This window comes from Nostoc sp. DedQUE08 (assembly GCF_034530895.1).
Taxonomy (GTDB): Bacteria; Cyanobacteriota; Cyanobacteriia; order Cyanobacteriales; family Nostocaceae; genus Nostoc.
The window spans coordinates 18,697-34,413 of sequence record NZ_JAVRCD010000061.1; the positions used below are offsets into that span (position 1 = coordinate 18,697).

General features: G+C 42.1%; 6 protein-coding genes. 2 read left to right on the plus strand and 4 right to left on the minus strand.

Annotation, left to right across the window (positions count from 1 at the left end; all coding sequences use genetic code 11):
- Nucleotides 1–390: 390 nt before the first annotated feature.
- Nucleotides 391–5,862, minus strand: a complete 5,472-nt coding sequence (locus RMY64_RS29655) for a Calx-beta domain-containing protein (RefSeq protein WP_322701876.1) — start codon at nucleotides 5,860–5,862, stop codon at nucleotides 391–393.
- A 517-nt stretch (nucleotides 5,863–6,379) separates the two neighbouring features.
- Between RMY64_RS29655 and RMY64_RS29660 the strand changes: the two genes are divergently transcribed.
- Nucleotides 6,380–7,507 carry an acyltransferase family protein gene (locus tag RMY64_RS29660; protein ID WP_322701877.1) on the plus strand — a complete coding sequence of 376 codons (1,128 nt, stop codon included), beginning with the start codon at nucleotides 6,380–6,382 and terminating at the stop codon, nucleotides 7,505–7,507.
- 263 nt (nucleotides 7,508–7,770) lie between these two features.
- Nucleotides 7,771–8,475: a CAP domain-containing protein gene (locus tag RMY64_RS29665; RefSeq protein ID WP_322701878.1), complete on the plus strand. Its 705-nt coding sequence runs from the start codon at nucleotides 7,771–7,773 to the stop codon at nucleotides 8,473–8,475.
- Nucleotides 8,476–8,692: 217 nt separating this feature from the next.
- Here RMY64_RS29665 and RMY64_RS29670 read toward each other — a convergent pair whose 3' ends face one another.
- From RMY64_RS29670 to RMY64_RS29680, 3 genes are all read right to left on the minus strand, one after another.
- Nucleotides 8,693–10,075 (minus strand): carotenoid oxygenase family protein, encoded by a 1,383-nt coding sequence (locus tag RMY64_RS29670; protein WP_322701879.1) that lies wholly within the window; start codon nucleotides 10,073–10,075, stop codon nucleotides 8,693–8,695.
- A gap of 289 nt (nucleotides 10,076–10,364) precedes the next feature.
- Nucleotides 10,365–13,556: an efflux RND transporter permease subunit gene (locus RMY64_RS29675; protein WP_322701880.1), complete on the minus strand. Its 3,192-nt coding sequence runs from the start codon at nucleotides 13,554–13,556 to the stop codon at nucleotides 10,365–10,367.
- 130 nt (nucleotides 13,557–13,686) lie between these two features.
- Nucleotides 13,687–15,312: an efflux RND transporter periplasmic adaptor subunit gene (locus RMY64_RS29680; RefSeq protein ID WP_322701881.1), complete on the minus strand. Its 1,626-nt coding sequence runs from the start codon at nucleotides 15,310–15,312 to the stop codon at nucleotides 13,687–13,689.
- Nucleotides 15,313–15,717: the final 405 nt, after the last annotated feature.

The following is a 15,717-nucleotide window of genomic DNA, read 5'->3' on the forward strand; positions in this document are numbered from 1 at the left end:
ATTCATTGAGAAGACTTCGATCCGCATACGTAATTTTACTGAATATTTGATTTTCGGATAAATTTTTTTGATAATGGCTTAATCCTGTATTTTAAAATGCTAGTCGAACTTTAACTACGTAAATGTTTAGTTGTATTTGATACTTTAACTTATAAAAATTTGGTTGGATAAATCAAAAATCTGTAATTTATAGCACAAGTATTTTACCAACGGCTACTCTGGGCTGGGATAATTGCAGCGATCGCTAATGTTCTGTTCAATAGACCTCTTGCAAAATATATTTTTGCAAGAGAGGGAAAAGGGACTCATGTTAAAGGGAAAGGATTTTGAGTTTCTTTACCCTTTTCCCCTTCCCCTTTACCCCGACTTTTGCAAGAAGTCTAATAACGATTAGTCATCATTCTTGATTGTGCCAACTCCTTGGTGATTATTAAATATGGCATTTGCTGCACCATAGATATTGACAAAAAATGTTTCATTGGACTCAACTTTATTATCACCTCTGACGCCAATACTAATAACTTTGCTAGTTTCGCCAGGGTTGAAAACAATTGTCCCTAAACCAAAATTGTAATCCGAGTCAGATTCTTTAGCGGTACCATCACTCGTACTGTAATTTACGACTATCGGTTGATAGAATTCATTCGAGAGAGTGACGACAAAATTAGCATTAGTTGTCATCCCTGTTGTGCCTTCTTTGACTGATACATCTGCAATGCTAATGGCTGGAGGTTGGTCATCATTTATGATAGTAGCCACTCCCAAGCTATCAGTAATCGTGGTGTTTGTAGCACCGAAGAGATTGACGGAAAATGTCTCGTTAGTTTCAGCTTTGTTATCACCGATGACACCAATAGCAATAGTTTTGGTGGTTTCGCCAGGATTGAAAACGATTGTCCCGGAAGCAGGGTTGTAATCAGAGTCAGAAACTTTAGCAGTGCCATCACTAGTGTTGTAATTTACAGTAACCTGCTGTAAACTCGCTGCGGAGAGAGTGACGATAAAGTTAGCATTAGTTGTTGTGCCTGTGTTACCTTCAGCAATTGAGACATCCGAGATACTGACAGTTGTTGGGTTGTCATCATCAATGATGGTAGCTACTCCTAAACTATCTGCGATCGTGCCATTTGTCGCGCCTGAAAGATTAACAGAAAATGTCTCGTTGGCTTCACTTTGGTTATCGCCTAAAACACCAATGCTAAGAGTTTTGCTAGTTTCACCAGGAGCAAAAATAATTGTTCCTGAATCAGAATTGTAATCAGAGTCAGAAATTTGAGCAGTGCCATCACTCGTGTTGTAATTTACAGTAATCTGCTGATAACTGGCATTGGAGAGAGTGACAACAAAGTTGGCATTAGTTGTTGTGCCTGTATTGCCTTCAGAGACTGAGATATCTGAGATACTGATAGTTGGTTGATTATCATCGTTGATAATAGTACCAACTCCTAAGCTATCTGCGATCGCAGCATTTGTCGCACCCAAAAGATTGACGGAAAATGTCTCATCAGTTTCAAATTTGTTATCGCCTACAACACCAATACTAAGGGTTTTACTGGTTTCACCAGGATTGAAAGTAATCGTCCCTAAAGCCGAATTGTAATCAGAGTCAGCAGCATTAGCAGTACCATCATTCGTGTTGTAATTTACAGTAATCTGTTGAGAACTAGGATTAGAAAGACTGATAGTGAAGTTAGCGTTAGTTGTTGTGCCTGTGTTGCCTTCAGCAACAGAGATATCCGAGATGCTGATAGTTGGTTGGTTATCATCGTTGAGAATAGTACCAACTCCTAAACTATCTGCGATCGCGGCATTTGTTGCAGCCGAAAGATTGACAGAGAATGTCTCATCAGTTTCAGTTTGGTTGTCGCCGACGACGCCAATACTAATAACTTTGCTCGTTTCACCAGGATTGAAAGTAATCGTCCCTAAAGCCGAATTGTAATCAGAGTCACCAATTTGAGCAGTGCCATCACTCGTATTGTAATTTACAGTAATCTGCTGAGAACTAGGATTAGAAAGACTGATAGTAAAGTTGGCATTAGTTGTTGTGCCTGTATTGCCTTCGGTAACTGAGACATCTGAGATACTGATAGTTGGTTGGTTGTCATCATCAATGATGCTACCAACTGCTAAACTATCTGCGATCGCGGCATTTGTCGCACCCAAAAGATTAACAGAAAATGTCTCGTTGGTTTCAGTTTTGTTATCACCAATAACACCAATGCTAATAACTTTGCTAGTTTCCCCAGGATTGAAAGTAATAGTTCCAGAAGCAGAGTTGTAATCAGAGTCAGCAACTTGAGCAGTGCCATCACTCGTGTTGTAATTTACAGTAATCTGCTGATAACTGGCATTGGAGAGAGTGACAACAAAGTTGGCATTAGTTGTTGTGCCTGTATTACCTTCAGAGACTGAAACATCCGAGATGCTGATAGTTGGTTGGTTATCATCATTGATGATGGTAGCAACTGCTAAATTATCTGCGATCGTGGCATTTGTCGCACCTAAAAGATTGACAGAAAATGCCTCGTCGGTTTCAAATTTGTTATCGCCTACAACACCAATGTTAAGGGTTTTACTGGTTTCGCCAGGATTGAAAGTAATAGTTCCAGAAGCTGAATTGTAATCAGAGTCAGAAACTTGAGCAGTGCCATCACTGGTGTTGTAATTTACAGTAATCTGTTGAGAACTAGGGTTAGAAAGACTGATAGTGAAGTTAGCGTTAGTTGTTGCACCTGTGTTGCCTTCAGTAACAGAGACATCTGAGATGCTGATAGTTGGTTGGCTATCATCGTTGATGATGTTTACTGTAGCCGAACTGTTAGTAATTGTAGAATTTGGCGCTCCAGTTATGAGGCTGGGGTTACTCAGAATAATAGTAATGTCTTCATTGAGTTCAAATGTGTTGTCACCCAAAACATTAGCTGTAATTGTCTTTGTGGTTTCCCCAACAGCGAAGCTTAAAGTTCCAGATGTAGCAGTTCCTCCACCGGTAACTTGAATATTGTTATAGTCACTGCCAAAAGTTGCCGCACCGTTAAAAGCATAATTTACAGTACTAGCCACGCCAATACCACCACTGCGAGTAACCGTGAAGGTAACAGCTTGAGTACCGCTATTACCTTCAGTTAAAGTCGAGGTAGGAGTAGAAATTGCATATTGAATCGCATCATTAGCAGCAATATTTAGAGTAGTTTCAGTTATTGTCCCTAAATCAGCACCTGTTAGCGTGCCGAAGTTGAGTACAACTGTTTCTACATTCTCAGGTAAATCGTCTGGGTTTATAGTAAAAGTGATTAGCTGTGTTAAATTTGCGCCTGTTGCCCCAGCAGTAAAGGAGATGATAGCGGGGGAAAAAGTGTAATCGTTGCCATTAGTAGCTGTGCTATTGTTTTTGACGACAATAGGAACTGTGACAGCGGTTTCAGGAGAGGCATCTAAGGTAACAGAAATAGTTACTGTAGTGGCGGTACTATCTTCTGTTGTATTGTACGTAGCAGCACCAAAGTTGACTTTTGGAAGCACATATTCAAATGCTCCAATGTCAATTCTCCCGCTTTCAATTCGGTTAAAATCCGTGCCGCGCTGATCCGTAGTTAAGCCACCACTGTAAGCGGGATCGCCACCATTCCTGGCAGGGCTGCTAAAGTATAGAGCATGAGTTTGTGTAGAACCACCGTAATCTCCTAGCGGTTTGAGTCCGGGATTGGGGTTAATAATATCTGTACCCGTGCCTAGAGTCCCGGATGATTTACCAGCAAGATTGCCAATTAGGTTGTAAGCATTACCATTGAAGTTGATCCCAGAGATATCTGGCCCTTGATTACCTCGGTCAATATTGCTAGCAATGATGCTATTGCTGATGCTTACCGTACCGCCAGACCTAAAAATGCCGCCACCATTACCTGTGCCATTGTTATCACTATCAGCAGTGTTCTCAAAAATAGTGCTATTACTCACCGTGGCATTGCTGGTGTAGATGCCACCACCAGAATTTTTTGCTGTATTGCTAGAAATAGTGCTATTGCTTATGGTGAGAAGAGTACTGCTGAAAATACCACCGCCGTTATCGTTGGCAGTGTTACCGGAAAAAGTACTATTGCTAATAGTGGTATTGCTACTGTAGATGCCGCCGCCCCTGTTGCTGGCGGTGTTGCCAGAAAGAGTACTATTGCTGACTGTCGCACTAGTGGTACTGTAGATACCACCACCGTTACTGTTAGCGGTGTTGCCAGAAATGATGCTATTGCTGACCGTGACACTAGTGCTATAAATGCCACCGCCGCTACTGTTGGCGGTGTTGCCAGAAATGATGCTATTGCTGACTGTGACACTATTGGTACTGTAAATGCCGCCACCATTGTTATTTCCTGCATTTCCCCCAGCTATATGTAACCCATCAATTAAGAGGGATGCACTGGCATTAAAAATACGGGAGGCATTGTTACCACTAATGACGAGTTTATTAGCTCCAGTTCCTTGAATTATAACTCCTTCGGTAACATTTAATTCCCCAGAAGTGAGGGTAATAGTGTCGGGGGTAACATCACCAAATATCCCAGTCGTATCAAAGAGGATTGTCTCAATCCCTGGATCGTTATTGGCATTGATAATAGCTTGCCTCAACGAGCCAGCACCGCTATCATTGGTGTTAGTTACTACATAAGTAGTGTTATTTAGTTTGACAGATACATCGTCAATCGCTAAACCATGATCGTTGCTTCCATCATCTATGTCTTCCCAACGTAATATAATCTCTTCACCGTTAGCGATTGGGGTAGGTAGGTTAAATATTACAGGTGCTATGACAATTCGATTGACACTTTGATTGCCATCTATGGCACCTGCGGTTGCAGTTGCAATTGGCCCAGTGAAATCTAGCGATGTGACAGATGTCCATGTTCCTGTTGTCAAACTTGTGAGAGTTGACCCAGTTTGATAACTAAATTTCAGCTGTTGCGGCGATGTATTACCACTATTACGCCATTGCTCACCCGTGTAACCTACTTGCAAGTTAGTAATTGTTGAACCTGTGTTGTTTTGGAGGCGCAACCCATAATAAATAGTCCCTGTAGTACCAGAAGCTACAGAACCAAGTGCCCGTTCTGCATTATTAGCACTACCAAAACTGTACAATCCACCTGTGTTATTACTGCCAGTACCAGTGATGTAATTTGTTCTTGTGGCATACCAGCCCAAAATGGTTGAATCATTAGTCCAAGTAATAGATGTTCCAGAACTAGCTATTGTGTTGAAGTTTTGAGAGTATGTGCCAGTAAAACTAGCCGGCAAAATAGATTGGTAAGCCTGTATAGCTTTCGGTTGAAATGCTAGGAAAGCCTCGATTTTCCCTGTCTTCACTTCTAAATCCCAGTCGCCACCTAAAGCTGTACTTCCGGTTTTGTCAGTAGAAGCGGCAACATCTGCTCCAGTAATTTGGCTAATCTGCTGTACAAATTTTGTGCCTTCACCACTGGCTATATCACAGCCATAAAGTAGAATGTCAGCTTTATCAGTTAAAGCACTTGTCCACTTTTGTAACTGATTTTTGTAGCTATCCAGATTGCTAAGGTTGAAGTTAATTGACCCTAGTTGTAAACTCCCCACACTTCCGTGGGAAACAATGTGAATTGATTGAACTGAATTGGATTCACGTTTTGCTAGAAACTCGGTAATTTGTGCTAAACCGTCTCTATTGGCATCAAGAATAACAACTTCACTGCCGAGTGTGATACCAGCTATTAAGCTTTGGTAATCTATAACTTTTGGATCTATAAAAACAATATTTGTGCTTCCATCTATTAATTTGATAGTAGACTTATTTATGCTTTTAGGGTGATGATTTTCTGGTATTTTTATCATAATTATTCCTTAAATATAATTTAATAGTTTTAGCTTAGTAATAGTTAGCGTGCATAACAAAATAGAAAGTGAATGACTCTGCATTCGCTTTCATTCCCACATGAAATTGGTAATTAAACCTTTTATCTAATGAGACAAAACCGCAATATTTTTAGTTGTTATATAAGCAAGCACGCCTTGAATAAAGTTAGCTGTTTTTTAGTCACAGCTTTTGTTTATAGCAATTTATACTAAGTCTAATGACAATACAACTGCATTTTCACTTAAATAACGATAGATAGATTGATTGAAATTTGAGTATATCTAGCTTTATTAACAGTTCTAGTACTACCAATCCTTTTTGAATAGCTAAACTAAAACTGTGGTCTGGGTGCGATCGCGTACTTCTTTCATACAAAATAGTATGGGCAGGAACCTTGATCAAAAACTATATTTGGTAAGTAAACCTATAAATTTTGCTTGCTTACCCGCATCAAGCGGAGTACTTTAGATACTCATCTAACATAAAATTCCGCTTATGCGCCTGACTTCACTGGATGTTTTTCGCGGCATTACCATCGCTGGAATGATTCTCGTTAATATGGCGGGTGTCGCAGATGATGTATATCCTCCCTTAGCTCACGCCGATTGGCACGGCTGCACACCAACGGACTTGGTATTTCCCTTCTTTCTCTTCATTGTCGGTGTAGCGATGACTTTCTCGCTGTCAAAATACAGCGAAGGCAATAAACCAACCTCAGCTGTTTACTGGCGGATATTGCGGCGCGCCGCTATTCTCTTTGCCTTGGGATTACTACTAAATGGCTTTTGGAATCAAGGTATTTGGACTTTTGATTTGAGTAGTATCCGCATTATGGGAGTGTTGCAGCGGATCAGCCTTACCTATCTGCTGGCTTCCCTAGCTGTTCTCAACCTTCCGCGCAAAGGCCGATGGATACTAGCAGCAGTGCTACTCATTGGCTACTGGCTAACGATGATGTATGTAGCAGTACCGGAGCATGGTGCGGGAGTTTTGACGCGAGAAGGTAATTTCGGTGCTTATGTCGATCGCCTGATTATTCCCAAAGCACATTTATACAAAGGTGATGGTTTCAACTTTATGGGAGATCCAGAAGGACTTTTCAGCACTATTCCCGCGATAGTAAGCGTCCTTGCTGGCTACTTCACAGGTCAATGGATACGCAGTCAACCTGTACAGTCACGTACAAGTATCGGTTTAGGATTATTTGGAGTCGGTTGCTTAATTATCGGTTGGACATGGGGGTGGACATTCCCAATTAACAAAAAGCTGTGGACAAGTTCTTATGTAGTATTTACAACAGGTTGGGCGTTATTATTACTAGCAGCTTGTTATGAACTTATCGAAGTACGGCTGATGCGTCGCTGGAGTAAACCTTTTGAAATTATGGGCTTAAATGCGATCGCTCTTTTCGTTGCATCGGTTTTGTTAATTAAAATTTTAGTCAAAACCACTATTGGCACCGGCAAAGACGCTCCTAGTACCTACAATTGGATTTACCAGAATTTTTTCGCATCTTGGGCGGGTGTGCTGAATGGTTCCCTGTTATTTGCCTTAGTCACCGTGTTGTTGTGGTGGGCTGTTGGTTTTCTGATGTATCGGCAACGCTGGTTTTTGAAAGTGTAAAAAAATTTTTGTTATTATTTACGTTTTAGTGTTTTCAATGTTACAACAGGTGTTAAGTGATGGATTGTAACACTTTAGGAACAAAGGCAATCGCAACTTTATCAATATTATTAGCGCGTTAATCTGCGCTTTCTTTAGCAAATTTACTTAAGCCCTGATATCGTTTCTAACGGCAGAAGCGTATACAGACTTATCTGTGCGTTGAAAATTCTTATTTCTTCTAATTCACTAAATTAATCCATAGAAAAATTGTGAGGTAATCGATGCGTCGCATGAATTTTTGGGTATTTTTGCCAATTACCTTGATATTGGGGTGCTCAAATCAACTACTTCAATCTAACCCGTCTGTAGCCAACTCTAACCCAGCAGTAGTTAAACAAACTAGTCCAATTTTATTAGCAAAGGCGAGTTACCTTTCACCATTGGAACAACAGGTAATTGTTGAAACAAATAAGGTAAGAACAAATCCTAAAGCATACCTCCCGGTTCTGGAAAACTATAGGAAGCGCTTTGAGGGGAACCGAGTCAAAATTTCTAATAATACTTATCTACGAACTCAAGAAGGAGTCAAAGCAGTTGATGAAGCGATCGCATTTCTCAAATCAGCACGTCCTGTAGGAGCCTTGAGTGCATCTAAGGGTATGTCTTTAGGAGCAAAAGATCACGTAAAAGACCAAGGCCCAAAAGGTGCTATAGGTCATGATGGTAGTGATGGTAGCAACCCTTTTACTCGCATCAACCGCTATGGTAAATGGCAAACAACCGCAGGTGAAAATATCAGTTATGGGCCAAACAGCGCTCAAGATATCGTCATGCAGTTAATTATTGATGATGGTGTGAGCGATCGCGGCCATCGAAAAAACATTTTTAATGGTGCTTTTAAAGTCTCTGGTGTTGCTTATGGAACTCACAAATCATACAGAACAATCTGCGTGATTGACTACGCTGGCGGATATAGGGAAAAATAATTTGTGGGGGAGTTCATATAAGCCCAGAACTCGATTTATCGCGTCTTGAAAGACCAATTATTTACACCAATAACTCTTAATCCAAGGTATTAGGGATAACCTGGCGATTAGAAATCGTGGTTACACAAGCCAAGTCCGCCTGCGCTGACTCAAAGAATTTGAAACCCGCCTAAGCGGGTTTTGTCTGTGTAAACAAGGTTTCTAACCGCCCATTTAGCTATTTTGCAGCAAACCAAGCGCCATGAAAGCCATAAGGCACTCGCTGAGGAATTATCACCCGCGCTACAGGTTCAGCTGTTATATCTTGGGCATTCACTACTACTAATTCTGAAGTATCTGAACCCTCATCATGGACGAAAGTCATCAGCCAACCATCATCCTCAGCCGTTGCATCAGGACGCGGCGCAAACACAGTTTCACCGTTATAGCGCCCCTGCCCAAATTCATGTATTTGGGATTTTCCATTGCTGAAGTCGTATTTAATGATACCATCAAATAAAGGTACGGGACTATTTGCTGCTTTGTTAGTGTAGCCATATCGGTTTTGTCGCCCCAATCGATTTTCGTTGACGCGGGGAAATTCGGAAGCTACATCATCCAACATTTCTTCACGTACTGTCCCCGTGCTAAGGTTAAATCGCCAGCGATGCAAACGGGGAATATTTGCGTTTGGATCGGGTTGCGAATCATCAGAACTCAAAACAGTTGTAGAACTCATACGACAGGCAATTAGCACTACTTCGTCTCCCTCTTCGTAAGCGTTGAGGGTATGGAAGACGTAGCAAGCAGGACTTTCAAACCAGCGGATATTACTGTTGTCACCATGACGTGGTACAATGCCAAAGCGACTAGGGCGATCGCGCTCAAACATCATTACGGGTTCTCCCCGTTGCGATCGCTCTAGGTTAAAAGTCAGCGGCAAATCCATGAAAATTGTGTAGTTTTCAGTGATGGCAAAATCGTGCATCATCACGCCTATTGGCAGTTCAATTGGCACCGTCCGCAACAGTTCGCCTTGTGCTGAGACCACACTATATTGCACATACGGTGGTGCAAACAGAGAATAGCCAAAGAAGATCATTTCCCCTGTAACTGGGTCTACTTTGGGATGGGCTGTGAAGGCAGAAACCAGCTTGCCATTGTAGCTATATTCGCCAATGGTTTCTAATTCAGGCAGCTTGATGGCGTGAGGTTTACCCCCCTCGTTTAGCGCCAACATTTGACCAGCGTGCCACACTAAGGCAGTATTGGCAGTATTTTTGTAGCGACCGTGGGGGTTATCCATTTGTGGTGGTTCTAACAACCCAGTCCAGATAGCTTTACCTGCTTCTCGTTCTTTTTTCCATCCAAAAGTCTGGACGTAGCGGTTACGATAAGTGGCTATGCCGTTGCTAATTTGCACACCATGCAACATCCCATCCCCATCAAACCAATGATATTGACCGATAGGCGTCCATTGAGGGTTAGGGCCATTGCGCACAAACATCCCTGATAGGTCAAGGGGTAATTCACCGATAACTGGCAATTTGTCGGTGGTGATTTCTTCATGAACTGGAGCAAAATTGCCATCGAGATAGGGATTGACTGCTATTGTTACCATTGTCTTGATTTCAGCGTACATTTGTACTGTACATTCTGGTTTGTCATTATGCCCACATGGTTTTGAGGGCGTTGTGGAATTTTTGCAATCGGTCTACAAATTCAATTTTTTCTCTAGCTGTTTAATTCGTTTGATTTGTAAGAGGTTCCATTCATCTTCAGAATAAGGTGTGCTATAGCAGATATCTAGATTTATTTAGCGATCGCTAGTTGTATATAAACTTAATACAAGGACATCAGCCGCTAATTTAACTCTAAATTGATTTGCTTCAATCGATAACGAGAAATACTCAATCCTCAGATTTTGTTGAATATATAGCAGTGTTACCATTCAATGACGCAGCTTCAACTGTTATTTCTTGATGCCGATTTGGTTTGATAAATCGCTCTGTTATCGTCTTAATGACGATATACAAAATTGGGACGACAAACAAACTCAAGAAAGTAGCGATTAACATCCCACCAAATACTGCTGTTCCCAAAGATTGGCGACTTCCTGCGCCGGCACCCGTGGAATTAGCCAAGGGAAAAATTCCTAGAAGAGTAGCAAAAGCAGTCATCAAAATTGGACGTAACCGTTCTTGTGAAGCTTCAATTACAGCTTTAGTCATTGAAAGACCTTGATCTCGCAATTGGTTAGCAAACTCCACAATTAAAATAGCGTTTTTACTAGCTAAACCAATCAACATTACTAGACCAATTTGACAGTAAACATCATTAGAAAAACCCCGTAACGATTGAGCTACAAGCGCTCCAAAGATAGCTAAGGGAACTGATAACAGAATGATAAAGGGGTCAATGTAGTTTTCGTATTGAGCAGCTAGTACCAAAAATACAAATACCAATCCTAATCCAAAGATCAGGGGTGCTAAACCGCCAGAATCTATTTCTTCTAATGCAGTCCCTGACCATTCATAGCCATAACCTGCTGGTAAAACTTCTTTAGCAACTTGTTCCATTGCTTTAATTGCGTCTCCAGAACTAGAGCCAGGGGCGGCGGCACCATTAATTTCAATTGAGCGGAACAGATTGTAGTGATTTATCGTTTGCGCTCCCACAGTCGAAGTAACTGTGACTAAGTTACTTAAAGGAATCATTTGATTCTTTTGAGAACGAACGTACAGTTTATCAATATCTTTTGGGTTGGAACGATGCTGTTGATCTGCCTGGATATACACCCGGTAATTGCGCTGCTGGAGATTGAAATCATTTACATATTGCGATCCCAAAGCAGTTTGTAAAGTACTGAAGACATCATCTATGGAAACTTGCAATGATTTGGCTTTATTGCGGTCTACTTCCACAAGCAATTGTGGTGTATCTGCGGCAAAGGTGCTAAATACAGCTTGTAATCCTGGTGTTTGATTAGCTTTACCTAGCAACTTACCCATCGACTGCACCAAATTTTCTAAGCCACTGTTACCTCTGCGGTCTTGCAGTTGAAAGACGAAGCCGCCAAAGTTGCCTAAACCCTGAATTGCTGGGGGGTTCACAGGGAAAACTCTGGCTTCTGGGATTGCCATCAACTTCCCTTGCAAGCTGCCAATAATCGCCTGTACTGATTGATCGGGTTTTGAGCGCTCATCCCATGATTTTAAAGTGGTAAATATGATGCCGCTATTGGCGGTGCTACCACTAAAACCAAATCCTCCGATCGCAAAAGTCCCCACTACTTCAGGAATTTTCAGAATTTCTTTTTCTACCTGTGCAATCACATCGCTGGTATATTGCAGCGATACGCCTTGCGGCCCTTGGATAATTGTGATAAAGTAACCTTCGTCTTCATCGGGTAGAAAAGCTGTCGGTACTGTCATGTACAGCCAAGCAGTCATTCCCAAGGAAACAATAAACAACCCAATTACAATACCTTTGATGCGTGCTAGAAAGGTAAGCGATCGCTTATAACTATGCTGTACCCAGTCAAGAAAGCGATTTATCTGCCCAAAAATCCAACCCAGCCAGCCTGAAGGTCTTTGTCCTTGACGCAACAACACCCCACACAAAGAAGGTATCAGAGTCAAAGCCAAAAAAGTCGAAATCGCAATGGAAAAGGCGATCGTTAGCGCAAATTGCCGATAAAGTGCGCCTGTGGTTCCCGGAAAGAACGCCACTGGTACAAATACCGCCATCAACACTAATGAAGTGGCAATCACCGCGCCAAATAGTTCCGCCATTGATTCACTAGCGGCTCGGCGAGGATTTATACCTCTATCCTGAATAAAGCGGCTGATTTGCTCTACTACAATGATCGCATCATCTACCACCATCCCTGATGCTAAAGTCAGACCAAACAAAGTCAAACTATTAATTGAAAAGTTAAAAACTTTGACGAAGCCAAATATCCCAATGAAGGAAAGCGGAATAGTAATTGCGGGAATTAAGGTAGTTCGCCAGTCCTGCAAAAACACAAAAATTACAATTACAACCAGCACCACCGATTCAATCAGGCTTTTAAGCACTTCTGCCATCGACTCTTCGACAAACATGGTTGTGTCAAAAGCTACCTGATATTTCATGCCTGGAGGAAAACTTGGAGCCAATCGCGCAATTTCGGCTTTGACTCCCTTGGCTACATCCAAGGCATTACTACCAGGAATCTGATAAATCCCTAAACCGACAGCATCGTTACCACGAAATCTTAGAAATGAACTGTAGTTTTCTGCACCCAGTTCTGCTCTACCGACATCTTTGAGCTTGACTAATGTGTTATCATCTCCAGTTTTGAGGACAATTTCTTCAAATTCTGATGGTTCTGCTAATCGGCTAGCAGCACGCACATCAAGTTGATACCTTTGTCCTTCAGGAGCAGGTTCTTGTCCAATTCTCCCTGCACCAACTTGCAAGTTTTGTTCAGATAAAGCATTCGCTACATCCTGAGTTGTTAGCCCCCGATTGGCAAGGCGAGTTGGATCTAACCACAGGCGCATTGCATAGCGGCGTTCGCCAAAAATTTGAACGTTGCTCACACCTTTGACTCTTTTTAAGGCATCTGCTAAGTAAAGGTCGGCATAGTTACTTAAGAATGTATTGTCGTACTCTTTATTTTCAGCGAATAAACCAATCGCTAAGAGGATGTTACTAGATTCTTTTGATACTCGTACTCCCGTGCGTTGCACAGAGTCTGGTAGTTGTGGCTGGGCAACAGATACACGATTTTGCACATCCACAGCTGCAATATCTTTATCACGCGATGAATCGAAGGTGGCTGTAATGGTACTAGTACCATCGTTACTGCTGCTAGAAGTGAGATATCTTAGTCCCTCAACCCCGTTGATTTGCCTTTCTAAGATATTTGTCACTCCGCTTTCTACGACTTCTGCACTAGCTCCGCTATAGTTGGAAGTTACAGTGATTTGGGTGGGACTAATTTCTGGGAATCTAGCGATCGGTAGTGAGGGAATACTAATTAATCCTGTTAAAAGGATGACGATCGCACATACCGACGCAAAAATTGGCCGCTTAATAAAGAAGTCAACAAACATAGTTTAAAAATTGGGCTTTGGGTATTTGGTATTTGGCATTGGGCATGGGGCATAGGGACATTGGGCATTGGTTATTTCCCCCCTGCTCCTCTGCTCCTCTGCCCCCGTGCCTTCATCGTTCCCTCTTCAGCTAAGGCTTCTGGCTACCAACTTCTTCTTTTTCAGGAGTAATGGGAGCGCCATTAGTTAGGTTGAGAATACCGGAAACAACAATTTTGTCTCCAGCTTTTAGTCCTTCGATAACTTGATAATTATTCCCCTCAATAACTCCCAATTTCACAGGTTTTTGTTGAGCAACTAAAGATGGCGCTCCAGCTTTCTTTTCTGCTGGTGCTTCAGCTTTTTTTTCTGTTGGTTCAGCGTTCTTTTCTGTTGGCGCTTCAGCTACAAATACAAAAGTCTCTCCACCCAAGCGAGATACTGCTGTAACTGGAATTAAGATTCCCGGACGTTCGTTCCAGATCACTTTGGTTTGCACTGATTGAAGATTAAGCAGTCGATTTCTCGAATTGCCAAAGTTGGCTTTTACCAAAACTGTCTGCGAATCGGAACTAGCATTTGGGGAGATAAAACTCACCTTACCCCTTGCTATGGGTTTGTCTTGGACATCCAGCATTTGCACAGGTAAACCCAAGCGCAACTTTCTGGCTTCGGCTACGGGAACGGAAATATTCAGTTCTAAAGAGTCGTTTCTAGTTAGTGTAGTGAGTTGATCGGCTTTTTGTACATAATCTCCCACTTTTGCTGGAATATCACCAACAATGCCAGTGAAAGGTGCTAGAACTTTTGTGTATTGCAATTGGACTTGGGCCGCTTGAACTTGGGCAGCTGCTTGAGTTACTTGCGATCGCGCTTGGGCAATTTCTTCTGGGCGGGAACCATTTTCTAGTTGCCTTAAGTTTTGTTTTTGTTGTTCCAAAGCACCACCTAGCTCGTTGATACTCGATCTTCTGCTTTGGCGGAGTTGGTCTAGGCGTTTCTGGGCTACGACCAGAGCAGCTTCAGCACTTTGCTGTTCTTTGACATATCCTTCTAAGGTATCTTGGGAAACTGCGCCCTCTTTTCTCAATTGTGCATATCGTTTGGCGCGTGACTGTGCTAGTTCCACATCAGATTTAGCTGACTGAATTTGAGCCTCAGCCTGAGCAATTTCTTCTGGTTGCGATCCCGATTGAGCATCTCTAAAGCGAGCTTGGGCTTGAGCTAACTGCGCTCTGGCTTGGGCAATTTCTTCTTGTCGCGTACCTGCTTGAAGTTCAGCAAGCTTTGCTTGGGCTTCTTGCAGTGTGCCTCTAGCTTGTAATAATTGAGCTTGGACATTATCACTTTGCAGACTAATAATGACTTGTCCTTGTTGAACGCGGTTGCCCTCTTGGATGAAAATCTCGGTAATTCGCCCTTCAACCTGTGGCTTGATGATTACTGAACGTGGAGCTTCTAAGGAGCCAATAAACTCCGAACTGTCTTGAACGGTTTCAGTTTTCACTGTCGCTAGCTTGACTGGAACTGCTCTAGGTTGACCGGCATTTGCCCCAGCCGCAGGTGCATTGCTAGCATTACTAGTTTGCCACCAGCGCCAACCAAAACCTACACCTGCAATTAATAAAACGATTCCTAATAGTAGGGGCCAACGACGTTTTTGAGGTGGTTTAGGCGATCGCTCTGGCAATTGTTGCGACTCTTGACTAGAATCAGTAACAGCAGGCTGTTCTATTTCAATGGGTAAGGGAGAGTCAGGGAACTCAGAATGGGACATCTTCGTTTTCTCGTCTTGTGGATTTAGACTTGGGCAATCTACTTTTCGCTAAAAAAGCATTATTTTGAATAGTTTTTTAGCCCTTTTTTCTCTAGGTTGGTGAAAAATATGTTTTGGTATTTGGGCGATCGCTCACGATGTCTAGCACCTAAAATCAAGGAATTTTGTTCAGCACATTATGGTTGATTTGTACATTACTTAACTCCGTTCAATTTCTTAAAGTGTAATTTATAGTTTTTTGGTAGTCAGTATAAACACAGTGCTTTCTCTCTAAGCTAAAGCACGGTTGATGTTGTTGCAGCTAAAGCTTCTGCCTGTAAAGCGTAGGCGTAGCCCGCCGAACGCGAGTGCGTCTTGTAGAGAAGGCATCGTTTTGGTAATTAGAGCAAGTTAGCAGTTGCTTTT

Coding starts and splice junctions, on each gene's coding strand:
- RMY64_RS29655 (WP_322701876.1), bottom strand. CDS start 5,862: ATGATAAAAATACCAGAAAATCATCACCCTAAAAGCATAAATAAGTCT.
- RMY64_RS29660 (WP_322701877.1), top strand. CDS start 6,380: ATGCGCCTGACTTCACTGGATGTTTTTCGCGGCATTACCATCGCTGGA.
- RMY64_RS29665 (WP_322701878.1), top strand. CDS start 7,771: ATGCGTCGCATGAATTTTTGGGTATTTTTGCCAATTACCTTGATATTG.
- RMY64_RS29670 (WP_322701879.1), bottom strand. CDS start 10,075: ATGGTAACAATAGCAGTCAATCCCTATCTCGATGGCAATTTTGCTCCA.
- RMY64_RS29675 (WP_322701880.1), bottom strand. CDS start 13,556: ATGTTTGTTGACTTCTTTATTAAGCGGCCAATTTTTGCGTCGGTATGT.
- RMY64_RS29680 (WP_322701881.1), bottom strand. CDS start 15,312: ATGTCCCATTCTGAGTTCCCTGACTCTCCCTTACCCATTGAAATAGAA.